General features: G+C 36.4%; 18 protein-coding genes. 17 read left to right on the forward strand and 1 reads right to left on the reverse strand.

Annotated features, from left to right (window positions below):
• Positions 1 to 30 precede the first annotated feature (30 nt).
• Both dapG and dapA read left to right on the forward strand, forming a co-directional pair.
• Positions 31 to 1,284: an aspartate kinase gene (gene dapG / locus V1503_RS18510; protein WP_410628631.1), complete on the forward strand. Its 1,254-nt coding sequence runs from the start codon at positions 31 to 33 to the stop codon at positions 1,282 to 1,284.
• A gap of 118 nt (positions 1,285 to 1,402) precedes the next feature.
• A complete protein-coding gene (gene dapA / locus V1503_RS18515) occupies positions 1,403 to 2,269 on the forward strand; it encodes a 4-hydroxy-tetrahydrodipicolinate synthase (RefSeq protein ID WP_410628632.1) in 867 nt (288 codons plus the stop codon).
• 114 nt (positions 2,270 to 2,383) lie between these two features.
• On the opposite strand, the gene V1503_RS18520 is transcribed toward dapA, so the two are convergent.
• Positions 2,384 to 3,952 carry an IS1182 family transposase gene (locus V1503_RS18520; protein WP_410626823.1) on the reverse strand — a complete coding sequence of 523 codons (1,569 nt, stop codon included), beginning with the start codon at positions 3,950 to 3,952 and terminating at the stop codon, positions 2,384 to 2,386.
• A gap of 421 nt (positions 3,953 to 4,373) precedes the next feature.
• Between V1503_RS18520 and V1503_RS18525 the strand changes: the two genes are divergently transcribed.
• The 15 genes from V1503_RS18525 (at position 4,374) to ymfI (ending at position 26,819) form a co-directional block, all read left to right on the forward strand.
• A complete protein-coding gene (locus tag V1503_RS18525) occupies positions 4,374 to 6,041 on the forward strand; it encodes a ribonuclease J (RefSeq protein ID WP_410629468.1) in 1,668 nt (555 codons plus the stop codon).
• Between the two features lie 616 nt (positions 6,042 to 6,657).
• Positions 6,658 to 8,169: an efflux RND transporter periplasmic adaptor subunit gene (locus V1503_RS18530; RefSeq protein ID WP_410629469.1), complete on the forward strand. Its 1,512-nt coding sequence runs from the start codon at positions 6,658 to 6,660 to the stop codon at positions 8,167 to 8,169.
• Entirely contained in the window at positions 8,169 to 11,237 is a 3,069-nt protein-coding gene (locus V1503_RS18535; protein WP_410628633.1) for an efflux RND transporter permease subunit, read from the forward strand. The genes V1503_RS18530 and V1503_RS18535 overlap by 1 nt, the downstream gene beginning before the upstream one ends.
• 18 nt (positions 11,238 to 11,255) lie before the next feature.
• Positions 11,256 to 12,476 carry a TolC family protein gene (locus tag V1503_RS18540; RefSeq protein ID WP_410628634.1) on the forward strand — a complete coding sequence of 407 codons (1,221 nt, stop codon included), beginning with the start codon at positions 11,256 to 11,258 and terminating at the stop codon, positions 12,474 to 12,476.
• Positions 12,477 to 12,774: 298 nt separating this feature from the next.
• Positions 12,775 to 13,536, forward strand: coding sequence for a ClpP family protease (locus tag V1503_RS18545; protein WP_214482739.1), 762 nt, complete (start codon positions 12,775 to 12,777; stop codon positions 13,534 to 13,536).
• Complete coding sequence (locus V1503_RS18550) at positions 13,533 to 13,763, forward strand: YlzJ-like family protein (protein ID WP_320258895.1); 231 nt, start codon at positions 13,533 to 13,535, stop codon at positions 13,761 to 13,763. Before V1503_RS18545 ends, V1503_RS18550 begins: the two co-directional genes overlap by 4 nt.
• A gap of 244 nt (positions 13,764 to 14,007) precedes the next feature.
• Positions 14,008 to 16,311 carry a DNA translocase FtsK gene (locus tag V1503_RS18555; protein ID WP_410628635.1) on the forward strand — a complete coding sequence of 768 codons (2,304 nt, stop codon included), beginning with the start codon at positions 14,008 to 14,010 and terminating at the stop codon, positions 16,309 to 16,311.
• A gap of 401 nt (positions 16,312 to 16,712) precedes the next feature.
• A complete protein-coding gene (locus tag V1503_RS18560; RefSeq protein ID WP_214482742.1) occupies positions 16,713 to 17,438 on the forward strand; it encodes a GntR family transcriptional regulator in 726 nt (241 codons plus the stop codon).
• Positions 17,439 to 17,740: 302 nt separating this feature from the next.
• Positions 17,741 to 18,853: a BMP family lipoprotein gene (locus V1503_RS18565; RefSeq protein ID WP_410628636.1), complete on the forward strand. Its 1,113-nt coding sequence runs from the start codon at positions 17,741 to 17,743 to the stop codon at positions 18,851 to 18,853.
• 259 nt (positions 18,854 to 19,112) lie between these two features.
• Positions 19,113 to 20,639 (forward strand): ABC transporter ATP-binding protein, encoded by a 1,527-nt coding sequence (locus V1503_RS18570; RefSeq protein ID WP_410628637.1) that lies wholly within the window; start codon positions 19,113 to 19,115, stop codon positions 20,637 to 20,639.
• On the forward strand, positions 20,639 to 21,697 hold the full coding sequence (locus V1503_RS18575) for an ABC transporter permease (RefSeq protein WP_410628638.1): 1,059 nt from the start codon (positions 20,639 to 20,641) through the stop codon (positions 21,695 to 21,697). The genes V1503_RS18570 and V1503_RS18575 overlap by 1 nt, the downstream gene beginning before the upstream one ends.
• Positions 21,698 to 22,657 (forward strand): ABC transporter permease, encoded by a 960-nt coding sequence (locus V1503_RS18580; RefSeq protein ID WP_410628639.1) that lies wholly within the window; start codon positions 21,698 to 21,700, stop codon positions 22,655 to 22,657.
• Between the two features lie 595 nt (positions 22,658 to 23,252).
• The gene (gene yfmF / locus V1503_RS18585) at positions 23,253 to 24,536 is read left to right on the forward strand and encodes an EF-P 5-aminopentanol modification-associated protein YfmF (protein ID WP_410628640.1); all 1,284 of its coding nucleotides are present in this window, start codon (positions 23,253 to 23,255) and stop codon (positions 24,534 to 24,536) included.
• Entirely contained in the window at positions 24,533 to 25,819 is a 1,287-nt protein-coding gene (gene yfmH, locus V1503_RS18590) for an EF-P 5-aminopentanol modification-associated protein YfmH (protein ID WP_410628641.1), read from the forward strand. Before yfmF ends, yfmH begins: the two co-directional genes overlap by 4 nt.
• A 277-nt stretch (positions 25,820 to 26,096) precedes the next feature.
• Positions 26,097 to 26,819 (forward strand): elongation factor P 5-aminopentanone reductase, encoded by a 723-nt coding sequence (ymfI, locus tag V1503_RS18595; protein WP_410628642.1) that lies wholly within the window; start codon positions 26,097 to 26,099, stop codon positions 26,817 to 26,819.
• Positions 26,820 to 26,877: the final 58 nt, after the last annotated feature.

The following is a 26,877-nucleotide window of genomic DNA, read 5'->3' on the forward strand; positions in this document are numbered from 1 at the left end:
TGAAGTTGGAAAACTACAAGAGGTGTAATAATGAAAATCATCGTTCAAAAATTTGGAGGAACTTCTGTAAAAGACGAAAAGGGTCGTAACCTAGCTAGGGATCATATTGAACATGCATTATCAGAGGGCTATAAAGTTGTTGTGGTTGTTTCTGCTATGGGTAGAAAAGGCGCCCCTTATGCAACAGATACTTTAATTGATTTGTTAGGTTCAGATAAAAGTAAGATAAGTAAACGCGAACATGATATGTTGCTATCTTGTGGTGAAATAATTTCCAGTGTGGTTTTCTCAAATATGTTAAATTCTTTTGGAATTCAAGCAACTGCAATGTCTGGTGCACAAGCAGGTTTTCGCACGAATGATGACTTCACGAATGCAAAGATTACAGATATGAAATGCGATCGTGTCATTTCGTTACTAGCTGATTATGATGTTATCGTAGTAGCTGGATTTCAAGGAGCTACGAAGTATGGAGATGTAACTACGATTGGTCGTGGTGGCAGTGATACATCTGCAGCAGCTCTCGGTGCTGCACTTCAAGCAGAATGGATAGATATTTTCACAGATGTAGAGGGTGTCATGACGGCTGACCCACGCGTCGTTTCTTCAGCAAAACCATTAGACATAGTAACATATAATGAGATATGTAATATGGCTTATCAAGGAGCAAAGGTTATACATCCTCGTGCTGTTGAAATTGCTATGCAAGCTAAGGTTCCGATTAGAATTCGTTCAACTTATTCCAATTCACCAGGGACACTTGTTACCACATTGGACAAAAATAATAAAGGTTGCGATGTGAAAGAACGACTTATTACAGGCATTGCTTATGTTTCTAATGTTACACAAATCAAAGTGTTTGCTAAAGAAAATGAGTTTAACCATCAAACAGAAGTGTTTCAAGCAATGGCTAATGAAAAAATTAGTGTTGACTTTTTTAACATTACACCAAATGGCGTAGTGTACACAATTCCTGATGAATTAACAGATCATGCGATTGAAATCTTAAAACGCAAAGGTTATGATCCAATCATCACAAGAAATTGTGCAAAGGTGTCTACTGTCGGTGCTGCAATAAATGGTGTTCCTGGAGTAACAGCGAAAATCGTCACAGCGTTATCAGAACTAGGAATTCAAATTTTACAATCAGCTGATAGCCATACAACCATTTGGGTGTTAGTTAAACAGGATGATATGGTGAAAGCTGTCAATGCATTACACGATGCCTTTCAACTTTCAGGAGAAAATCACGAAGTCGGAAGTAATAATCATAAAACATCATGATAGTGTTCACTATTGGGGACAACAAGAGGAGAAGAACAGACTACTTTGATCTAGTGCATAAGTTTGTTCCGGACTTTTTGAAGTATCCTTTTACAAATATTAGTAAGGAGTGGGAAGATTGATTGATTTCGGGAATGTGGCTACTGCGATGGTTACACCATTCGATAATCGTGGCAATATTGATTTTTCGAAAACTAGCCAACTCGTAAATTACTTAATTGACAATGGTACAGACTCCCTTGTCATTTCAGGTACTACAGGTGAATCAGCAACCTTATCTACTGAAGAAAAAATCGCTTTGTTCCAACATGTGGTTTCAGAAGTAGCTGGAAGGGTTCCAGTCATTGCTGGTACTGGAAGTAATAATACGTATGCATCTATTGAATTAACAAAAAAAGCTGAAGAAACAGGAGTAGATGCGATTCTTCTTGTAGCACCGTATTACAATAAACCAAATCAAGAAGGTTTATACCAACATTTTAAAGCAATCGCCAACAGCACAAAGCTTCCTGTTATGCTTTATAATGTTCCAAGCAGAACAATAACTAATATCTCACCAGAGACGATTATTAAACTTTCAAAAATTGACAATGTCGTTGCGGTAAAAGACGCCAGTGGTGATCTAAACGCTATGACAGAAATCATCGCAAATACTGACGAAGATTTTCTTTTATATAGTGGAGATGATGGTTTAACTCTTCCTATACTTGCAATAGGGGGTAGTGGGGTCGTGTCTGTTGCATCGCATGTTATTGGCAATGAGATGCAGGAAATGATCCATGCATATCGCAATAATAAGTTAAATGAATCAGCATTACTTCACCAGAAACTATTACCTGTTATGACGGGTCTTTTTATGGCACCGAGTCCGGCACCAGTAAAAACAGCTTTACAAATACGCGGGCTAGATGTTGGTTCAGTTCGACTACCGTTAGTGCCTTTAGCGGAGCATGAACGGGTTAAATTATCCGAACTACTACAGTAAATTTAATGAAGGAAAGAGGCTGGGACATAACTAGCCTCAAAAAATGAAAAAGGTGAATTTGAGTGAGCTCAAATTCACCTTTTTTCTATTTAGAGTGGTAGGGCCTCTATTACCTTATTTGTTGGCAGTGATTTTGTTTAAATTCACAGCCATTAACGCAAGGCCCATTTCGTTTTCCACCTTCGATTTTCCACGTACAGAAAATCGAGAGAAACACAAATTCGCCTTCAAAAATCCAAAAACTGGTTCCACATCGATTTTTCGTTTTCGATAGATGGCACTCGTTGTCTCTTCTGAAAGCTTCGCTCTTACATATTCTTTTTGCTGTTCCCATTTTTCATTCACCATTAGTTTTCGATTGTTGCCTTCTTTTGCTTTTGTACATAATGAACGGAATGGGCATGCGGAACAGTCTTCACACTCGTAGACTTTGAACTTCCGTTCAAATCCTGTACGGTCATTGCGAATAGAATGATATTGAAATTGAAGGCGCTTTTGATTAGGACATGTATATGTATCTGTTTCCTCGTCATACTCCCAATTTTCGGGATTAAATGTGTTTTGTCGGTACTTTTTCTTTTGTTCCTTTAAATATAAGTTATACGTAATAAGCGCTTCTCGTTTTCTATTAGAAAGGATATCATTATAGTTCTGTTCACTACCATAACCTGCATCTGCAACAATGTGGTTCGGTAACTCGAAATAATGTTGCTCAATTTCATCTAAAAATGGAATTAATGTACGTGTATCTGTTGGGTTTGAAAACAAACTATAGGCAAGTGTGTATTGACCTTCCGTTGCGATTTGTACATTGTAACCAGCTTTCAATTGTCCGTTTTTCATATAATCATCTTTCATTCGCATAAATGTCGCATCGGGATCTGTTTTAGAATAACTATTACGTGAGCCAAAGGTTTCTAAGTCTTGTTGATATTTCTGTTTACGTGAGACGAAATCAATCAATTGCTTTCGAATTTGTTTTGGATACTTACGTTCACTTCTTAAGGCTTTTCGTTCTGAAACGTCTGACGTATCTTCAATTTGTTTATCATACTTGGTTACGACATCGTCTACTTTTTGAACCAATTGAGCGAGCTCATCCAATGATAACTGTTCAGCCGTTTCACGTTGAATTTCAGGTATGATTTCATTCTTAAGTAACTCATTGTACAGCTGGTTTGACTTTTCAATTAAACTCTCATGATAGTTCTCTATGGATTTCTTCCAGACGAACGTAAATTTATTCGCATTTGCTTCGATTTTTGTACCATCAATAAAAATCGCTTCTTGATCAATAAGTTTCTCTTCGATCAATTGGCAACGGAATTGGACGAAACATTCACGAATTAATTCTTTCACTTCTGGTTGAACACGGAATCGGTTGATTGTGCGGTAGCTTGGTTCATATCCTTGAGCTAGCCACATCATACGAATACTGTCTTTTAATAGGGCTTCAATTTTGCGTCCAGAAAAGACAGATTGCGTGTAGGCACATAGAATTATTTTAAGCATCATGCGTGGATGATAGGCAGGACAGCCTTCATTTCGGAGAAATGGTTCAAACGCTTCCTGAGGGATACTTTCAACTAAATGATGGACATGGAAGGCAATATCGTTCTTTTGTAATTTTACTTCTAGATCTAAAGGCAAAATTAATTGATTCATGATATAATTTTTAAACATAAGGACCCTTCTTTCCGATGAAATTTGGTGTGGTAACTTTATTTTATCAGAAGTGGTCCTTGTTTTAATTCCAAAATAAACAAAGCCGGTGAAATTTTACTTCTTGTAAAATTTCACCGGCTTTTTCATCTCAGAGGTGGGTTTTGTCCCAGCCTCTTTTTTTCGTAATCCTTGTCGCTATTACTATCAATGGACTTGTAATATGAGGTTTATGAGAGACCCATATGTTAAGAGGATAAATGAAGCAACGAACGCTAGATTGCTTGCTAATATCTAAGGGGAGGTAGCGATAATGAATGTGAAAAATAGTCTTAATATATGTGCAAATCGCCCCGTTAATTAACTTGTATTCAAATTCATGCATCAGTTATAATGGACGTAAGTTATTTAGCGACGGGTAAATTGTACATAGGAGGATATTATATTGAATGAAAAGAAAGACAATATAAGATTAATTGCGCTTGGAGGGCTAGGTGAAAGCGGCAAAAATATGCATATAGTGGAAATAGATACAGATATTTTTGTAGTTGACGCTGGGCTTAAATATCCAGAGGGAGAAATGTTCGGGGTTGACGCTGTCATTCCTGATATTAGTTATTTAATTAAAAATAGGGAGAGAGTGAAAGGGATATTTTTAACCCACGGTCATGAAGACCATATCGGTGCCATACCGTATGTATTGAAAGAGCTAAGAGTACCGATATATGGTACGAAATTAACATTAGCCTTAGTAAGGCAATTATTAAAACAGCATGGACTGGCGGCTGATGACTTATTGAATGAAGTAACAGCAACGTCAATATTGACAGTTAATCAAGTGAAAGTATCTTTTTTCCGAACAACTCATAGTATACCAGATTGTGTTGGCATTTGTTTTCATACAGCTGAAGGTGCAATTGTACATACTGGGGATTTCAAATTTGACCAAACACCTGTTGGAATGGAAACCGCTGATATTGATAAGATGGCATCTATAGGCAAAGAAGGGGTGCTTTTTCTTTTATCTGATAGCTCCAATGCTGATAAACCAGGATATTCTGTATCCGAATCGGTCATTGGGCAAGAAATTTCTGAGGGGATTTACAGTGCTCCAAACCGTGTTGTAGTAGCAACCTTTGCATCTAATATTAATCGAATTCAACAAGTGTTTGATGCAGCAGAAGAGAATAATCGCAAAGTAGCCATTGTGGGAAGGCACATTTATGACATCGTTATGCTTTCAATAGACTTAGGCTATTTAAAAGTAAGTGATGATATAATTACACCTCTAAATCAAATTGAAAAATTACCAGATCATCAAGTATTAATTTTAACGTGTGGAACGAAGGGCGAGCCTATGGCTGCTTTATCAAAAATGGCAACTCAATCAAATAAACCTGTACATATACAACCGGAAGATACGGTTTTAATTGCTTCGCCAGTCATCCCTGGAAGTGAACTAATTGTTTCAAAAACAATTGATCATCTTCTTCGTGTTGGAGCCAATGTCGTTTATAACAAAAACCTAACTGACATTTCTAGTCACGGAAGCCAAGAAGAGCTTAAATTGATGTTAAATATGATGAAGCCTACCTACTTTATACCAACCCACGGCGAATATCGAATGCAAAGTGCTCATGCTAAATTGGCACTTTCAGTTGGTGTAAAATCTGAAAATGTTTTAATTGTAGATAATGGTGATGTAGTTGAATTTAATAACGGTAAAGTTTCGACAGGAGAAAAAGTCCCTGCTGCCAATATCTTAATTGATGGTTTAGGCGTTGGCGATGTAGGACACATCGTATTACGAGATCGTAAACTACTATCTAAAGATGGTATTCTTATCGTTGTCGTAACACTTGATAAAGTAAAAAGGCAAATTGCATCAGGGCCCGAAATCATTACAAGAGGATTTGTTTATGTAAGGGAATCAGAATCACTTATAGAACAAGCTTGCGAGATTGTAAACAAAATTATAGCTCAGTGTGTTAAAGGGTATGTAATTGAATGGAATTCAATCAAAATAAGTATTCGGGATGCTTTAAATGAATTTTTGTTCCAACAAACAAAACGACGTCCAATGATTTTGCCGATTATAATGGAAGTGTAATGTTTTTTGGTCAGTTTGTAAGATTTTAATACATCTAGCTCTGTAAATAGCGTAGGAACCTGTACTTGTGAATAGAGTCTTCACTTTTTCACGAATTTCAACAAGTTGATCAAGTGTACTTTCTATCTTAAGGGTTTGAAGTTAATTATATACAGTGTACTTTCCATTATTGTAGTGTTGAGATAGAAGTATTTTCCTCAACACTCTTTATTTATTCACAAGGCTCTTTTCATTAACGTTGTTGATATCGTTATCAACATAGTACCACAAAGTTTTATATCATTACTTATCGTTGTACAAAAGAAAAGATGCCGAAAATCTAGTTGTGCACGTGTATACTTCTTAATACCAAACGGAAACAGCTATTTACAATAGCTAGGAAAAACCCAAGACTATAAAGTGTTATGTGATAAAAATGTAAGATGTATAATCATAAATGTAATGGTAATCAATTTGTATACTCTAAGCTGTAATATATACTTATAAAGGAGATACAAAATTTAATAACATAGTTTCGTCAAATCGATAGTTATAGCTTTATGAATGTAATTAATTCCATTATAATTATCATTTGGACATATTTTTGGTTTATAGAAAAGGAGCTGTAAGTGAATTGGTGGGGAATAAAGTTAGTATACTAGTGGCCGCTGTTTTATTATTAACTGGTTGTTCAGCGGGTTCGAATGTAAATGGAGAAGCTGGGACCAAGATGAATAATATGACTGCAATACAAAGTGTTGCGGTTGAAACTCAAAGTGTGAAAAAGGGTAATCTTGAAGCCCAAAAACGTTTAATAGGAGATGTGGTTCCAGCATCTGTTGTTGAGGTTGTGGCTAAAGTTAGTGGTGAATTACTATCAATAAATGTTAAAAATGGAGATTTAGTAAAAAATGGACAAGTTATAGCTGACATTGATGGGAAAAGTTATACAGATGGCTTACAGCTTGACCAAATTTCTTTAGCAAATGCAAAGCAACAATTAGAAAGTGCCATTGTTGCTAAAGAGCAAGCTGAAAATCGTTTGGAGCAAGTAATGGCAAATCTAACTAAAGCTGAACTTGCATTAAGTGATAAACAAGCGAATGACGAAACGAGCACGTCCCAAACTGATTTAGACTTAGCGAATCTACAACAACAATGGGAAGATGCAACTATAAACCGTGAACGACTGGAGCGTTTATATGAGGATGGTGCTGTATCTTTACAAGAAGTAGAGCAAGCCGAGCAAAGAGAACAGCAAGCTGAAATTAATTATGAAAAGGCACAATTAAATGCAGCTGATGAACAATCATTTGAGCAGGATGAAATAAATATTGAAAATGCCAAAATAGACGTTGCTTCAGCTGAAAAAGATGTAGAAAAAGCAGCAATCTCAGTTGAACAAGCAAAAATCTCAGTACAGCAGGCTAGTACGAAAGTTGGTCAATCTGAACGAAATATTCAAGACACTGTAGTATATGCGCCTATCTCTGGTGAGGTAAAAGCAGTTAATTACGTAGTTGGGGAAAATGTATCCCCTCAAAAAGCTTTGTTAACGATTTCTGATGTGTCCAATTATATGGTGAAAACGCAAATTACCCAGGAGCAGAAAGATCTACTCACATTAGGTAAAGAAGTAAAAGTGGATAGAGCAACAGAATCTGAAGCGTTAATAGCAGTAGTGACTTTTATTTCTTCAACGCGGAATGATGAAGGGCTTTTTGAAGTGGAGTTACATTTCAAAGGCGAAACAACAAATATGAGTGGGGGAGAAGTAGTTCAGTTAATCTTTACTGATATTTTAGTAGAAAATGAGCTGTTAGTTCCAACACATTCAATTATACAAAAAGGTGACAATACATATGTTTTTGTCGTTGAAGATGGCAAAGCAGCGAGACGGGATGTAGAAGTTCTGAACTTACAATCTGATTTGTCTGCAATAACAGGAGAAGTATCAGAAGGTGATGAACTTATAATTAATGGACATAAGCTAGTATCCGATGGAATGAACGTATTGCTCCCTGGTGAAGAACTAGAAATAATGGAGCAAGATTCAAAAGAAGCTACAAACCCACAAGATCAGCAAGACGAAAACGATAAATCAGACAAAGATTCAAAAGAGGAATCGGATGATCGAGGTGGTGAATAATGCATTTATTAAAAACAGCGGTACAGCGCCCTGTAAGTGTAATAATGCTTGCGATTTGTGTAATAATAATCGGTATGATATCACTTCGTGATATACCTTTAGATCTATTACCAGAAATTGAAGAAAATGTTGTTACAGTTTCGACTACTTACAGCAGCGCATCTCCACAAGAGATTGAAAAGCTAATTACGGAGCCGCTTGAAAAACAAATTGCATCTTTAGATGGAGTAGAATCCATTTCATCAACTTCTAGAACTGGTGCGTCGTCTATCATCATAGAGTACTCTACCTCAATTGAGTTAGACGAAGCGGTATCAGAGCTGCAACAGAAGTTATCAAGGGTAAGTAGTATATTACCAGATGATGCTGATGCACCAGCCGTTTCAAAATTTGATATTAATAGTATGCCAATCATTTATCTAGGCTTAATCGGAAAAGATGTTACATCTCTTGAACAGATTGCTAAGGATATTGCACCAAACTTTGAAAAAATCGAAGGTGTTGCTGCAGTTGACATAGAAGGTGGAGAGCAGAGGGAAATACAAGTAATCATCGAGCCATTATTACTTGAACAATATAACCTAACAGTTTCCGATGTGGTGAACTCAATTAGGGGAAAAAATACATCTGCAACTGTAGGTGATGTGATTCAAGGGAATCAAGTTGTCCAAATTCGTGTTGATGGTGAGTATCAGTCAATCGATGATATCAAAGCTACTCTAATTCCACTAGCAAGTGGTAAAACCATTGCGATTGAGGAAGTTGCAACAATATCAGATACAGTGAGTGATCGTCAGACGATTACTAGATTGAACCATGAACCAACTGTATTATTGTCTATTTCAAAGCAATCGGGGACAAATACTGTTAATATATCTGATGCGATACATGAGGAATTAAATAAAGTTCAGCGAGAATTAGATGAAGGTGTTGAATTTATTGTTGTAATGGATACATCAACATTTATTAAGGATTCAATAGATGGTGTTACGACTAGTTTATTAGCAGGTGGAGCTTTTGCAATACTAGTTTTATTGTTTTTCTTAAGAAGTGTTCGTGCAACGGCAGTAATTGGTTTATCTATTCCTTTTGCAATTATTTGTACGTTTATTTTAGTTAATTACGCTGATCAAACGTTAAATATCATCACATTATCTGGTTTAGCCCTAGGGATCGGTATGATGGTTGACAGTTCGATTGTTATTTTAGAAAACATAACAAAATACCGCCAAACTGGCATGGACTCCAAGCAAGCTGCTATTAAAGGAGGAAGTGAACTTATTTCTGCTGTAATAGCATCAACGTCTACAACACTTGTTGTATTTTTACCAATGATTTTGATCGATAATGGACAAATTACCCAAATCTTTTTACCACTAGCGTTAGTCGTTTCATTTTCATTAATTGCTGCTTTATTAGTTGCAATGACGCTAGTTCCAATGATGTCATCGACATTGTTAAAATCTTCAACCGATAGTAAAGTTGCAAGTGATCCACGTTGGATGAAATTTCTAAAAAAACGCTATTTGTCTACTTTAACATGGAGTTTGAAGCGACGTTGGATCGTGATTCTTAGTACCTTCTTACTTACTGTGGGTAGTTTGTTTTTAATTGCAATGCTAAAGTTAGAGACTTTCCCACAAGCAGCAGAGGACCAGCTTACGATATCATCTAGTTTTGATAGTGGTACAGATTTTGAGGTGGTTGAAGGTTATGCAGATGAAGTGGAAAAGATATTAGTAGATTATGAGAGTAACATTGATATCCAATACACAGTAGTCCAACCAACGAGCGTTAGTGTAACTCTTTTGTTGCTAGATGAAAAAGAACGTAATATGGATAATGTTACTCTTGCGAATGCAATACAAAATGACTTGAAAAAAATTATCGGTGCTGATTTTAGCACGAGACAAGCAACTCGAGGTGTGAATGGCGGTGCCGACTTTACTATTCGCCTATCAGGTCCAGAGCAAGAGGTATTAAATTCATTGACTGAACAAGTAGAACTTCTTCTATCACGCATACCATCTATTGAAAACGTTGAGGTGCCAAGTGTTAACGGTCAGCCACAGCTAACTGTAAAAGTAGATGATGCATTAGCAGAAAAATATCATTTAAGCCAAAGTCAAATTATAGGTCAAATTAGTGAAATTTTTCATGGCAATACAGCGACAAAACTTCGTGAAAATGGTGATGAGTTCGATGTTGTTGTTAAGTTACCAGATTTAGAAACGGAAAGTATGGAGGCTCTCTCTTCCTTATTGTTAAAGACACCATCTGGACAGCATATTCCATTAACATCAGTAGCAGCTGTTGAGCAAACGTTAGGCCCTGTATCAATAAAGCGTGAAGACCAGCGACAACAATATGCAATTACAGCAGATATAGTTGATAGTGCAGATGCTCGTCAGGTAACAGCACAGGTAGAACAGCTACTATCACAAATCCCAGCACCAAAAGGATATGATGTAACAACTGAAGGTGTTCAACAAGATTTTAACGAATCACTAGGTAACCTTTTAATTACATTAGCATTGGCTATTTTTCTAGTGTATACAGTTATGGCAATACAATTTGAATCATTTTCATATCCATTTATCGTGATGTTTTCAGTACCAACAACAATTGTTGGAGTCATCTTAGGCTTATTCATTACTGGAACTGCGCTTAGCTTCTCTGCGTTTATTGGCTTGATCGTCTTAGCTGGTATCGTCGTTAATAATGCGATCGTATTAGTTGACTATATTAATCAGTTAAAAAGGGAAGGGAAGGAGCGTAAGGAGGCTATTATATTAGCCGGTGGAAGTCGATTGCGACCTATTTTAATGACTACTTCCACAACTGTACTAGGAATGCTACCAATTGCTTTAGGGATTGGTGAAGGGAGCGAAATGCAGCAACCGATCGGTATTGTTGTTATTTTCGGCTTGACCGTGTCAATGTGCTTTACCCTGTTATTTGTTCCCGTTATGTACACAATCATTGATGATTTGGGTAGTTGGTTGAAAAGGCTCTTTACTAGAAAGAAAGCTTCACAAGCATCTAATTCTGAAACAATCGCAGGATAAAATATGAGGTGAAAATGAATGAAAAAATGGATGACTACACTAGGTATAGTATTCGTTATACCTGCAATGACGATAAATGCAGACGAACAGGTAACTGTATCACTCTCACAAGCAGTAGAAGAAATCATTGAGAATGACTTATCATTGCAAATTTACGAAAAGGATACCGTTACATTATCAAGTGCGACCCGTCAATATCAAGCTGATGCATTAGAAGAGCTAGAAGATTTACAGGAAATTCAGGAAGATTATGCTGAAAAATCCACGAGATGGGTGATTGAGTATAGTGCATATTCTTTACTTGTACAATATAAAAAGGCAACAGAAGCTTTAAAGATTCAACAAGATAATTTATCAATTTCCAAACAAGAATTAGAAAAAATTGAAAAGAAATACCGGGAGGGAATCGCATCTGAACAAAACGTGGTTCAAGCTGAAGTAAGTGTCTCTAATGCTGAATTATCGTTGAGTTCAACACAGCAGCAGTTGAATCAGCTTAAATTTCAATTGAATCAACAGCTAGATAATGATCTGAACACTGAGCTATCTGTCAAAGGTGTTGATGACATAAAGAGGCTACCACCATCTGAATATGAACCGAAAAATTTAGCAGAAGAAATGAAACAAAGTCATTCATCACTTATTTACTACCGGACGGTTGTTGAAACGTATAAGGATATTGTAGAGGACTCAGAAGACTTACCTGTATTAGGGGGAAGTGTATTTAAAGAAACGATTGAAGAATTAACAAAATATATAGCTGAACTAGAAGCTTCTCTATCAAATCCCCCTGCTGGGCAGACTGTTGAAGAAATTTATATTGCGATAGGAAAAGCTAAAGGTGATTTGGAATCAGCAGAGGAAGCTTACGACCAAGCAGTGAAAGATCGAAATAGAGCGGAAGATGATTTAGTCGAATATTATGAAGTTGAACAGTTAAAAGCAGAAATCCAATTGTTTGATCAATATGATAAGTTAGAATTAAAGTCATATAATTACGCTGAACAAATTGAAGCTTTTCACAAAAGGTTAGACTTACTTGAAGAGAACGTTGAAAAACAAGAGAAGCTATATGAACAACAAAAAGCACGTTTTGATGAAGGTCTGTTGACAGCAACTGACTTAGAAAAATCCCGAATCGGTGTCCTAAATGCGAAAATAGATTTGTCTAATACACAACTTGATTATACCCTTCTATCAGAAGAATTCCGTATGTTCAAAGATGGATTTCTACCTTAAGGGTTATATACTGAAAAATCCTAGCTCGCTAGGATTTTTTTTTAGAATGGATAACTTTCTTGTTTTATCATTACTGTAATTAAACCATGAGGCTTTATTTTTAAAATGTACCTTTCGCTTATAGGGTAAGTCAGGGGGGATGGAATATCATTGCATATGTACAATTTTAGGTTTGTATAATTTAGTTTGTTATGATGAGGATCAAAGAAACTAAAATAAAAATACTGTACAAGCTGTAAAGAATGAAATTATTTATCTCGTTCATACTAAATGTATCAAGCGTTGAAGGGAGATAAAAATGGCATTCGACCAATATGAAAATGAACAAAACTCAGAAGAAGTTGATAAGGGTAATCAGGGTGAAAAAAAAGATGAAAGTCTGGTTAGCAAAATTCAACAGCTTGGCCAAACGAATATTCCTCAATTATCTCAGGATTCAAAAATACACTGTTTAACAATCATTGGACAAATTGAAGGGCATGTTCAACTGCCGCCTCAAAACAAGACAACGAAATATGAACATGTTATCCCACAAATTGTTGCTATTGAACAGAACCCAAACATAGAAGGGCTCCTGGTCATATTGAACACTGTTGGTGGAGATGTAGAAGCGGGATTAGCTATTTCAGAAATGCTATCCTCTCTATCCAAACCTACTGTATCAATTGTTTTAGGTGGTGGGCATTCTATCGGAGTTCCTATTGCGGTTTCTTGTGATTATTCTTTTATTGCGGAAACGGCTACGATGACCATACATCCAGTTAGGTTAACTGGGCTAGTCATTGGAGTTCCTCAAACTTTTGAATATATGGATAAAATGCAAGAACGTGTGCTTAATTTCATTACTAAGCATTCAGCAATCTCCGAGGAGCACCTTAAAGAACTGATGTTTTCAAAAGGAAATTTAACACGTGACATTGGTACAAATGTTATTGGTTCTCACGCAGTTGAATACGGTATTATTAACGAAGTTGGAGGAGTGGGGAATGCAATTAAAAAATTGTCTGAAATGATTGAAGGCCAACCGAAACAGAATGAAAGTGAGCAGATGCTACAATGATTCTTTACACAATGATGCCAGCAGAAATCATTTTCCAGCAGGAGAGTGAAGTATATAATCAACAAAAAATGGTCGTTATTGACGGCGTAAACTTATTGGTCAATGAAACAACAACTAATAATTACCAAATTTCTAGAGTCATCAGTACGGACCCACAACATTTTTTACGTTCAGAAGTTGCGCCTGGTAACATACTTTCAAAAGACAGAACGAATGTACTATTTTAATTATGCTATTTATTCCATCGATATGTTATAATTTATATGCATATAATTAGCAGCCTAAAATGGGCTGCTTTTTATTCGATTATCAAACATACATATGCTTATTTAAGGCTGTTTTAGGATGAAGTGCATAAAACATCTGATAGCTATTGCCTTGATAATAGTAATAAGCTTTTCGAAGAGGGTCTTATTTAACGAAGATTGGGGTGAGAATATATTGGCAAAAAGGAAAAGAAGGAGATCAAAAATGAAAAACAAATGGCAAGCAGCCCTTACCTTTGAGTTGATCGGACTTTTGCTAATTGCAATCACTAGTATTGCGATTGCTAAATTAGGTGTTGTAGGTACTAGTCTTGTGTTGTTATTCCGTTTTTTTAGCGGTGAATGGTATATGCTCATTCTTATTGGCTTTCTTTGGCTTGCCATATATTTATTATGGAAACGAGAATGGCCATCTTTTTTTAGCAGAAGGTTAATCGGCGTATATTTAATCCTGCTATCACTCATGTTATTAAGTCATGTTGCATTATTCCAGGCCCTAACCGAACAAGGACCATTTCAAAGCCCAAGCGTTATAAAAAATACGTGGGAGCTATATAATTTAGAAATTAATGGAGAAACTACTCAACCTGATCTTGGTGGAGGAATGATTGGTGCTTTTTTATTTGCCGCTTTTCATTATTTGTTTGATAGTTTAGGAACTAAGTGGCTTGCACTATTATTTATCATTATTGGTATTATTTTAATTACAGGTAAAACCCTTCAAGAAACTTTGTTAAAAGTAGCAGTACCTGTTGTGGATTTCTTCAAAAGGCAATGGGTATCATTTATCGAAGATATAAAGGAATTTTTTAGCAAAACAAATAAAAGGAAGCACAAGGAAGAACGGAAGACAAAGCCGAAAAAAGAAAAGCTAGATACCGATACAGAACAAATAGAAGAGGACTATGTTGTTGAATCAGTTGATGTCACCCCTGTTATTTCAGACTTCACCGACAAGGTTCAAGAACCTATTGAGCAAAAAAATGAAGAACAAATTGAAGAGAAAGAGCAGGTACCAATTGTTGAGGAGAATATTCATATCGATCAGAATGGACCATTGACCTTTAAAGAAACGGAAAATATTCATTATGAGCTACCATCAATCGACTTACTGTATGCTCCAAAACAAACTAATCAGCGTAGTGAACATAATAGCGTTTATGCAAACGCAAGAAAACTAGAAAAAACATTCCAAAGTTTTGGTGTAAATGCTAAAGTAACTAAAGTTCATTTAGGGCCTGCTGTTACTAAATATGAAGTTTACCCAGATGTAGGTGTTAAAGTAAGTAAAATTGTCAATTTAAACGATGACCTCGCATTAGCACTTGCGGCAAAGGATATTCGAATTGAAGCACCAATCCCTGGCAAATCCGCAGTAGGTATTGAAGTTCCTAACGATGAAGTTGCAACTGTACTACTTCGTGAAGTGTTGGAATCAAAAGAAAAAAATAATGAAGATAACAAATTACTAATTGGTCTAGGACGAGATATATCTGGTGAACCGATACTTGCACAATTAAATAAAATGCCACACTTACTTGTCGCAGGAGCGACAGGTAGTGGTAAAAGTGTATGTATTAATGGAATTATCACGAGCATCTTAATGAGAGCAAAACCGCACGAAGTAAAAATGATGATGATAGATCCGAAGATGGTAGAGTTAAATATGTATAATGGTATCCCTCATTTATTAGCGCCGGTTGTAACAGACCCTAAGAAGGCATCACAAGCTTTAAAAAAAGTTGTTAATGAAATGGAAAGACGTTATGAGTTATTTTCTCATACAGGGACACGTAATATTGAAGGTTATAATGATTACATTAACAGGTTTAATGATGAAGGTGAAGAAAACCAGCCAAATTTGCCATACATCGTCGTGATAGTGGACGAGCTTGCAGATTTAATGATGGTAGCGTCGTCTGATGTAGAGGATGCGATTACAAGACTTGCTCAAATGGCTCGTGCAGCTGGTATCCATTTAATTATTGCCACACAACGACCGTCAGTCGACGTTATCACTGGAATAATTAAGGCAAATATCCCTTCAAGAATAGCATTTAGTGTCTCATCACAAACAGATTCTAGAACGATACTCGATATGGGTGGCGCTGAAAAATTATTAGGTAGAGGTGACATGCTATTTTTACCAGTTGGAGCATCAAAACCTACCCGCGTTCAAGGGGCATTTCTTTCAGATGATGAAGTTGAAACCATCGTAGATTATGTGATATCACAACAAAAAGCACAATATCAAGAAGAGATGATTCCAGAAGAAGTGAATGAAGCACAAGAAGAAGTTAGTGATGAACTTTATGATGATGCGATTCAATTGGTGTTAGAAATGCAAACGGCAAGCGTGTCAATGTTACAGCGCCGTTTTCGAATCGGTTATACAAGAGCAGCAAGATTAATAGATGCAATGGAAGACAGGGGAATTGTGGGACCTTATGAAGGTAGTAAACCACGAACAGTATTAGTGTCACAACATAATGAAGATGTAGGATCATAAATTAGTTCATTTTTCGAAGTCCACCCCACCACTTTAGGTGGGGTTTTTGCAATGAGGTGGAGTAGATTCTTCACCCGATTTATTATTTATAATGAATAAGTTGTTTTTAAGAAAGCGTATAGCTTTTCAATCGGTTGCTGTTTATTTATAGTAGGCACCCTTTCTTCTATAGAATTGTGTAAAAAGATAACATTATTATCATATTTAGGAACTATTGCAACAAAGTTTACGAAAAGATCCTTCCAAAAAAAAGAAGTTTTGTTACAGGTTAAGTTCTTTTTTAATAAAACTGTAATGTACTATTTATTTCGCACAAAAAAAGTGATATATTATAAACGACTGAAATGGGCGTCTAACATCAGATGTCTGATCTCTTGAAGTAAAATATTGGAGGAGCAAGTATGTCAATCAAGTCAGACAATAGACAGTTATATTTACAGGTAATTGATAAAATAAAAGAAGATATTGAAAACGGTTTATACAAAGAAAAAGAAAAATTACCTTCTGAGTTTGAATTGTCAAAACTACTTGGAGTAAGTAGAGCGACTTTACGCGAAGCTCTACGGGTACTTGAAGAAGAAAATGTTGTCACTAGGAGACACGGAGTAGGGACATTTGTAAACTCCAAACCACTGTTTACGTCTGGAATTGAACAACTAAATAGTGTGACAAACATGATCCTTCAAGGTGGAATGAAGCCTGGAACCATTTTTCTTTCTTCAACGAAACAAGGACCGACTGAAGATGATCAAAAAAGGTTTCATTGTGATGAAAATGAAGAAATTTTATTAGTTGAACGTGTGAGAACAGCGAATGGCGAGCCTGTCGTATATTGTATTGATAAAATCTTGACCAATATACTGCCAGATAATTATTCGCATGATGAAGAATCGATGTTTGAGGTATTAAATCTTGAAGCTGGTGTAGAAATATCTTATGCCGTTGCTAATATTAAGCCATTGGGGTATCACGAGAAAATATCACCAATCTTACAATGCGATCCTGAAACCGCTTTACTTGTGCTCAAGCAATTACATTTTGATACGAATGATAGACCGATTTTATATTCATTAAACTATTTTAAAGCGGATAAGTTCAGCTTTCATGTATTGCGTAAGCGCTTATAACATGCTTAGTTGGAGGACAATCGACGATAATTCATAGATGTCGTTTTCCTCTTTTCATAAGGCTTTTTCGTAAACTTTGTTGCTATTGAAGCTCAATTTCAAAAACTGATTGTATGCAATAGACATCATGTTGAAATAAGAGAAGGTGTCAAGAACGCTTCTTCCTTAGTAAGAAAATCAATGCGAAAAGGCCTATCATAATTATTCACACCATAAAAGGTCATTTTAAGGAGGTGGATCATTACAAACTACAATTAAGCTTGATGTTCATGCATTAAATTACATTTAGGGGGCAGTAAACGATGAAGAAAAGAAAATTTGGTTTAGCTATGTCATTAGTGTTGGCTACAGGTACACTTTTAAGTGCTTGTGGTAGTGCTGATGAAGACAAAGGTGGACAAGCTGATAAAGGTGAAGCACCAGCAGAAACTGTGGATTTCAAAGTAGGTATGGTAACAGATATTGGTGGAGTTGATGACAAATCATTTAACCAATCTGCTTGGGAGGGTTTGGTGGAATTCGGAAGTGAATTTAACTTAACTGAAGGTACAGGCTATAAATACTTACAATCAGCAAGTGATGCAGAATATGAACCAAACTTAACAACTTTTGCTGACGCTGGTTATGATTTAACATTTGGAGTTGGCTTTTTATTAGAAAAACCGATTGCGAAGATTGCTGAACAAAATTCAGATTCACAATTTGCGCTCATCGACAGCTTGCTTTATGATGCAGATTTTAATGCATATTACCTAGATAATGTTACAAACATTACGTTTAAAGAGCACCAAGGGTCATTCTTGGTTGGACTTGTAGCTGCTAAGCATTCGAAAACTAATAAAGTTGGTTTTATCGGTGGAGTAGAATCAGATTTAATTAAAAAGTTTGAAAGTGGCTTTAAAGCAGGGGTAAAAGCTGTAGATCCAAATATGGAAGTAGTTGTACAATATGCGGGTTCCTTCGGTGATGCTGCTAAAGGTTCTTCAATTGCAACAACGATGTATGAGCAAGGCGCAGATGTTATTTATCATGCTGCTGGTGGTACAGGTAACGGAGTATTTACGGAAGCGAAAAACCGTAAGAAAAATGGAGAAGACGTATGGGTAATCGGTGTTGACCGTGACCAGCATGAGGAAGGTATGCCTGAAAATGTAACGTTAACTTCAATGGTTAAACGTGTAGACGTTGCTGTATATGAAGTTTCTAAACGTGCGATGGAAGGTGACTTCCCAGGTGGAGAAGAAGTTGTATTCGGTCTTGAAGAAGACGGAGTACGTATCGCACCGACAACAGATAATGTTAGCGAAGAAGCATTGGCTTTAGTTGAAGAGTATGAAGAGAAAATTCTTAATGGTGAATTAATCGTTCCAGCTACTGATGATGAGTATGAGGAATTTTTGAATACGCTTGAATAATGTTAAGAAAATAATATGAAACAAAGCAAAGGCTAGTGTTTACTAGCCTTTGCCAACTAACAAGAGCTTAACTTATTATGTGGATCGAAGTAATCAGTATATAGTACATTTAACTCCAAAGCGCCTTTATGACATAGCTTAAGCGCTGTAGGAGATAAAATTTAGCATAACTACCATAGAAAAGACATCAATATTAGAAGCTTAGCTATTGTGAAAGCACTCGTGCTTTCTATCTATCCATGGGTCAGGAGTGATAATCGTGGAATACGTGATTGAAATGTTAAATATAAGAAAAGAGTTTCCTGGAATCGTTGCTAATGACAATATTACACTACAAGTAAAAAGAGGCGAGATCCATGCTTTGTTAGGTGAAAATGGTGCCGGGAAATCCACATTAATGAATGTGTTGTTTGGCTTGTATCAACCTGAAAAAGGGGATATCAAAGTAAAGGGAGAAAAAGTTAAAATTACTGACCCTAATGTAGCCAACCGTCTAGGAATTGGGATGGTACATCAGCATTTTATGCTAGTCCAAAATTTCACAGTAACAGAGAATATTATTTTAGGTAGCGAACCGACAAAGGGTGGAAAAATTAATATTCAAGATGCAGCTAAGTCTATAAGTGAAATTTCTGAAAAATATGGCTTAGCAGTTGATCCACATGCAAAAATAGAAGATATATCTGTAGGAATGCAGCAACGGGTTGAAATTTTAAAAACATTATATCGTGGAGCGGAAATTTTAATCTTTGATGAGCCGACTGCAGCACTAACTCCACAAGAAATTAGTGAACTTATTCAAATTATGAAAACGCTTATTAAAGAAGGAAAATCAATTATTCTTATTACACATAAATTGAAGGAAATCATGGAAGTTAGCGATCGCTGTACGGTTATTCGTAAAGGAAAAGGGATTGGAACAGTGAATGTAGCCGAAACTAATCCGGATGAACTAGCGGCATTGATGGTCGGTCGTGAAGTGCACTTCAAAGTTGATAAAGAGGAAGCTAAACCTACAAAAGAGGTTTTAACAATAGATAATCTAGTTGTACATGATGCCAGGAATTTACCGAGTGTAAATGGACTCAATCTATCAGTAAAGGCTGGAGAAATTCTTGGAATTGCTGGGGTTGATGGTAATGGTCAAACAGAATTAATTGAAGCAATTACTGGCTTACGTAAAGTCAAAGCCGGCTCTATTAAGCTCAATAATAAAGAGATTAGTACGATGTCAACTCGTAAAATAACAGAGTCTGGCGTTGGGCATATTCCTCAAGATCGTCATAAGCATGGGTTAGTATTAGATTTTTCTGTTGGGGAAAATATTGTCTTACAAACGTATTATCAACAACCGTACGCAAAATCCGGTGTGTTAAATTATAAACATATTTATCAAAAATCTGCTGAACTTATTGAAGAGTATGATGTCAGAACACCAAGTGAATTTACACCAGCGAGAGCTTTATCAGGTGGGAATCAGCAAAAAGCGATCATTGCACGTGAAGTCGATCGGAGTCCAGATTTATTAATTGCGGCTCAGCCAACTCGTGGCCTTGATGTTGGAGCCATTGAATTCATACACGCTAAACTTGTTGAGGAACGTGATAAAGGAAAAGCAGTACTACTCGTTTCATTGGAACTAGATGAGGTCATGAATGTAAGTGATCGCATTGCTGTTATTTATGAAGGGGAAATTGTCGGTATCGTTGACCCTAAGGAGACAAATGAACAAGAGCTAGGCCTGTTAATGGCTGGGGGTAAGCTTGAAAAAGAAGGTGTTTCGTGATGCAAAAACTATTAAAAAATGAAAAACTAATAAATATATTAATCCCTGTGCTAGCAGCCTCTCTCGGTTTGTTAGCTGGCGCAATCATTATGCTAGTATCGGGTTATAACCCTGTTGAAGGGTATAGTGCATTGTTTGAGGGAATGGTTGGTAAACCAAAAGCAATTGGTGAAGTGGTTCGTGCCATGACTCCGCTAATTTTAGCAGGACTCGCTGTTGCATTTGCCTTTAAGACTGGATTATTCAACATCGGTGTTGAAGGTCAGCTCTTAGTCGGTTGGCTGGCAGCTGTATGGGTCGGCTCAGCTTTTACCCTACCTTCAGTTATACATGTACCATTAGCCATTCTGGCTGCAGCAGTGGCAGGTGGTTTTTGGGGGCTCATTCCGGGTTTTTTAAAGGCGCGGTTTAAGGTACATGAAGTAATCGTAACAATTATGATGAACTATATCGCTTTGTATACTACTGCAGCTTTAATTAAGACTTTTTTATACGCAGGAAATGAAAGGTCTCAACAAATTAATGAAAGTGCATCACTAACGTCATCATTTTTGGCATCTATTACAGCAAATTCACGACTTCATTACGGAATTATTGTTGCTTTATTAGCGGCTTTTATTATGTGGTTTATCCTTGAAAAAACCTCAAAAGGCTATGAGTTAAGAGCAGTAGGTTTTAACCAGCATGCTTCTCAGTATGCAGGTATGAATGTTTCACGAAATATAATTTTGTCGATGACAATTTCTGGTGCTTTCGCTGGTGTCGCAGGTGCGATGGAAGGGCTAGGAACTTTCCAAAGTATGACAGTTATGTCAGCGTTTACAGGTACAGGCTTTGATGGGATCGCTGTTGCGTTGTTAGGGGCAAATCATGCCATTGGTGTTATTTTTGCTGCAGCATTGTTTGGTGGACTAAAAACAGCAGCTCCACAAATGAACTTTAACGCAAACGTACCTTCGGAGCTTGTTCAAATTGTCATAGCTCTAATTATCTTTTTCGTGGCATCGAGTTACTTAATCCGTTGGGTTATTACACGCTTAAGCAAGGAGGGGAAATAAATGAGTGTATTAGATGTGTTAGGAATTATTATTCCTGTTGCGTTATTATGGGCAGCTCCCCTCATTTTCACAGCATTAGGTGGCGTATTTAGTGAGCGATCGGGTGTAGTAAATATTGGTTTAGAAGGTTTAATGATTTTTGGTGCATTTACCGGCATTGTGACAACTTTATCACTCCAAGATTCAGTTGGTGCAGCAGCTCCTTGGATAGGTGTTCTTGTGGCTGCAGTAGCCTCTGGACTTTTCTCACTACTCCATGCTGTGGCGAGTATTACTCTGAAAGCTGATCAAGTTGTTAGTGGTGTTGCGATCAACTTTTTAGCCTTAGGGTTAGCTATGTTTTTAATTAAAAATATTTATGGTAAAGGTCAAACTGATTCAATAGCAGTACGTTTAGATAAGATTGATGTACCATTTTTATCAGACATTCCAATTATCGGCGATATCTTTTTCTCAAGTGTACCATGGACTTCATATATTGCTATCGCGCTTGCATTTGTCGTTTGGTTTATCGTTTATAAAACTCCATTCGGTTTAAGATTACGTTCCGTAGGTGAACATCCAATGGCGGCTGATACGATGGGGATCAATGTTACAAGGATGCGTTATGTCGGTGTAATGATTTCTGGCGTATTAGCAGGAGTTGGTGGTGCAGTTTATGCTGCAACCATTCAAGGGAATTTTTCGGCTACCACTATTTCTGGTCAAGGCTTTTTAGCACTAGCAGCAATGATTTTTGGTAAATGGCATCCTATCGGAGCGATGGGTGCAGCATTGTTCTTTGGTTTAGCACAATCTTTAAGTGTAATTGGGGCTACTATTCCAGTACTTCAAGATATTCCTCCAGTTTACTTGTTAATTGCACCATACGTATTAACAATTTTAGCTCTAACTGGGTTTGTAGGTCGTGCAGAAGCACCGAAAGCACTTGGAACCCCATACGAAAAAGGCAAACGATAATAGCATTGACTTAACTGAAACTCCCCTTAGTGGGAGTTTTTTTTGTTTAGGCTTTTTTATTATCGGAGATGCTCTTATTAAGAAACGACGAGAACTATCGAGTAAGCTATATCAAAAGCTCTTCTCGTATTTTAATTTAGTATCATTTCAACATAGTTTAGGATACATGTTAGTTAAAGTAACATAGTGTGGAATTAATGTCTTTCAAAAAGCTGTTTGCACATTCATTGTTGTTTTTCGTATTAAGAACACACACAACTAGAGTTCGGGCATCTTTTCTTCTGTAACACGAGGACTAACATCTAAAGTCGCTTCAGATTGTACCAACTTGGTGATCATAGTAATAAAGTTTACGAAAAGAGCCATTCCAAATTGTCAAATAGGTATTTACTTGAAAAATCTTCTTGTACAAAGGTATATTTAATTTAGGTTAATTCCGTTGTTTTAGAAGAAAATAAAAACAGTATGTGTTGAAGATTAATCTTTGTTTGTATTGATATGTCGTTTTCCAAGTTTACATGAACGATGTCACGTTAATATTTATATAAAGATGAGATTCATCTAATTGAAAGAATTTATAGAAGGAGGTTTAATTATGTCATTATTCATAGAGCAAGAACGCACGATCAATGGATTAAGGTTACACACAATTGAAACGGAAAAATTTAAAACAAATACGATCTTAATGAAATGGAATGCACCACTACAAAAACAAGACGCAACGCTAAGGGCACTTTTACCTCATGTATTACAAAGCGGGACGCGGTCCTTACCTTCTGTTAAACAGTTAAGATCACACTTAGATGATTTATATGGAGCAACATTTGATGTAGATTTAGCAAAAAAAGGTGAACAACATGTCATCTCATTTAAAATGGAAGTTGCGAATGAAAAGTTTTTATCAGATCAAACACCGTTGCTGCAAAAGGCTATGCAATTATTTTCTGAGGTCATTTTCACACCATATCTCGAAGGAAATCATTTCTCTGAACAAATAGTAGAAAAAGAAAAAAGAGCCTTAAAACAGCGAATACAAGCGGTTTATGATGACAAAATGCGCTACGCTAATTATCGTTTAGTTCAAGAAATGTGTAAAGATGAGCCATACAGTTTGCATGTTAATGGTGAATTAGATGAAGTAGATAACATTACATCAGCAAGTCTTTATAAATACTATGAGCGAGTGCTGTCAGAAGATGAGATTGACTTGTATGTCATAGGAAGTGTAAATAGTTCTCAAATTGAACAATATGTTTCTAACTTTTTTTCATTTTCCAAACGAAATGCCAGGCAGTCACCAAAGAAAAATACTTATACCGTAGAGAAGGTTAACGAAATTATTGAGAAGCAGGATGTGCGCCAAGGAAAGTTAAATATAGGTTATCGAACAAAAACAACCTATGCTGATAAGGAGTATTTTGCTTTACAAGTATTCAATGGCATATTTGGAGGTTTCTCGCATTCGAAATTATTTATAAACGTTAGGGAAAAAGCAAGCTTAGCATATTACGCTGCTTCAAGACTTGAAAGCCACAAAGGGTTATTAATGGTTATGTCAGGTATAGATGTTCAAAATTATGATCAAGCCGTAAATATCATTAAAGAGCAAATGTCAGCGATGAAACAAGGTGACTTTACTGATCAAGAGCTAGCACAAACAAAGGCTGTTATCAAAAATCAAGTGCTTGAAACAATCGATCATTCACGTGGGTTAGTAGAAGTGCTATATCATAATGTTGCTTCAAATATTCATCGTTCTATTGATGAATGGCTCAATGGAATTAATGGTGTGACGAAGGAAGAAATTGTTGCTGTTGCGCAAGATGTACAATTAGATACGATTTATTTTTTAACAGGGATGGAGGCGAGTCAGGCATGAAGAAGATAAATTTTGAACAGCTAGAGGAGTCATTATATTATGAAAAAATGAGCAATGGTCTTGACGTCTACATTTTGCCGAAACCGGGTTTTAACAAAACTTATGCTACGTTTACGACGAAATATGGTTCAATTGACAATCGTTTTACGCCTTTAAATAGTAACGAGATGGTTACTGTACCTGATGGCATAGCTCATTTTTTAGAACATAAGTTGTTCGAAAAAGAAGATGGTGATGTATTCCAGGATTTTAGTAAGCAAGGTGCTTCTGCAAATGCATTTACGTCCTTTACACGAACAGCATACCTTTTTTCTAGTACTGATAATGTAAAACTAAACCTTGAAACATTAATAAATTTTGTTCAGGCTCCGTATTTTTCTGATCAATCTGTTGACAAAGAAAAAGGTATCATCGGTCAAGAAATAACAATGTACGATGATAATCCTGACTGGCGTTTATATTTTGGCTTAATCCAAAATATGTTTCAGAATCACCCTGTAAAAATAGATATCGCTGGGACAATTGATTCAATTTCTCATATTACGAAAGAGCTGCTATATGAATGTTACGAAACATTTTATCATCCGAGTAATATGCTGTTATTTGTTGTTGGTCCAATTGATGCCGAACAAATAATGCATTTGATCCGAGAAAATCAATCGAGTAAAAACTATGAAAATCAACCGGACATTACCCGTTTCGAATACAATGAGCCGTTGGAAGTTGCACAAAAAGAACAAGTGCTACAAATGAATGTACAATCTTCAAAATGTATGGTAGGTGTGAAATCACCCAAAATAGGACGATCTGGTCAAGAGTTATTAAAGCATGAGCTAACGATAAATGTCATGCTAGATTTATTATTCGGTAAAAGCTCAACACATTATGAAAACCTCTATCAAGAAGGGCTAATAGATGACACATTTGCTTATGATTATACTGAGGAGGCAAGTTTTGGATTTGCAATGGTTGGTGGAGACACGAATGATCCAGATGAGTTAACGAAGCGTTTGCGTGAAATCATGCTTGATTTAAAAGAGCAAGAAATAACAGAGGAACAATTAACAAGAGTGAAAAAGAAAAAGATCGGAGCATTTTTAAGGGCAATAAATTCTCCTGAATATATTGCAAACCAATTTACACGTTATGCATTTAATGACATGGACCTCTTTGATGTAGTGCCTGTACTTGAATCGTTAACAATTGAGGATTTAACCAGTGCAGCTGTGGAATTATTCAATGAACCGCAAATGACAGTATGTAAAGTAGTTCCGAAACAATAAGGAGCTATGTATAGCTAGTAGCCCCAATAAATATTTAAGTTTGGACAATAGCTTATCATATTTCAACAACTTCGTTACTTCTAGGTTAATGAGCACGGAGATGCATGCAAAAAGTGATTGATTTGTTGATTTGTACCAAGACAAAAAAATATGGTATAAATCGTGTTGGTGGCATCCCGTTATCTTCAACAAAGACGGTAGTCTGATAAAACCTCATCTCGCTATGCTAATAAACGAAGTATATGAAAAGGGTCTGTAAATTAAAGGGAGTGGAGAGTTGAAGTATGCGTTAATCACTGGTGCGAGTGGTGGCATCGGTATGGAAATAGCTAAGAAATTAGCTGAGGAAGGTTATTCATTATATGTACATTATCATCAACGCAAACAAGAAATTGACAAGTTGATTAATACAATAGAACAGCTAGGCGTACATGTTGTTGGCATTCAAGCGGATTTGTCATTACCAACTGGTCCAAATCAGCTGCTTGAACAAATAGAACATGATATAGAAATTGTCATACATAATAGTGGAAATAGTTATTTTGGACTTATCACTGATATGGATGAACGAGATATTTCGGCAATGGTCCAACTGCATGTTACTAGCCCATTTACTATTACGAAAGCGTTATTACCAAATATGATTTCAAACAAAAGAGGTAATATTGTTTTTATTACATCTATATGGGGAATAACAGGGGCTTCATGTGAGGTCCTCTATTCTATGGTTAAAGGTGGACAAAACACATTTGTGAAAGCATTGGCAAAAGAGGTTGCTCCAAGTGGAATTAGGGTGAATGGCATTGCACCTGGCGCAATTAATACTGCCATGCTAGACATTTTTTCGAATGAAGAAATTGAAGGTATAGAGGACGAGATACCTTTAGGGCGGGTTGGAACGCCACAGGAAATTGCGGATACCGCATTATTTCTTATTTCAAAGAAAGCATCATATATCACTGGTCAAATTTTGTCTGTTAATGGTGGGTGGCATTGTTAATGACAAGGCTACACATATAATAACCTATATGTGTAGCCTTTTTTGTACAGCTTTTTTC

Origin of the sequence: Nanhaiella sioensis (assembly GCF_046557775.1) — a bacterium.
GTDB lineage: Bacteria > Bacillota > Bacilli > Bacillales > SM2101 > Nanhaiella > Nanhaiella sioensis.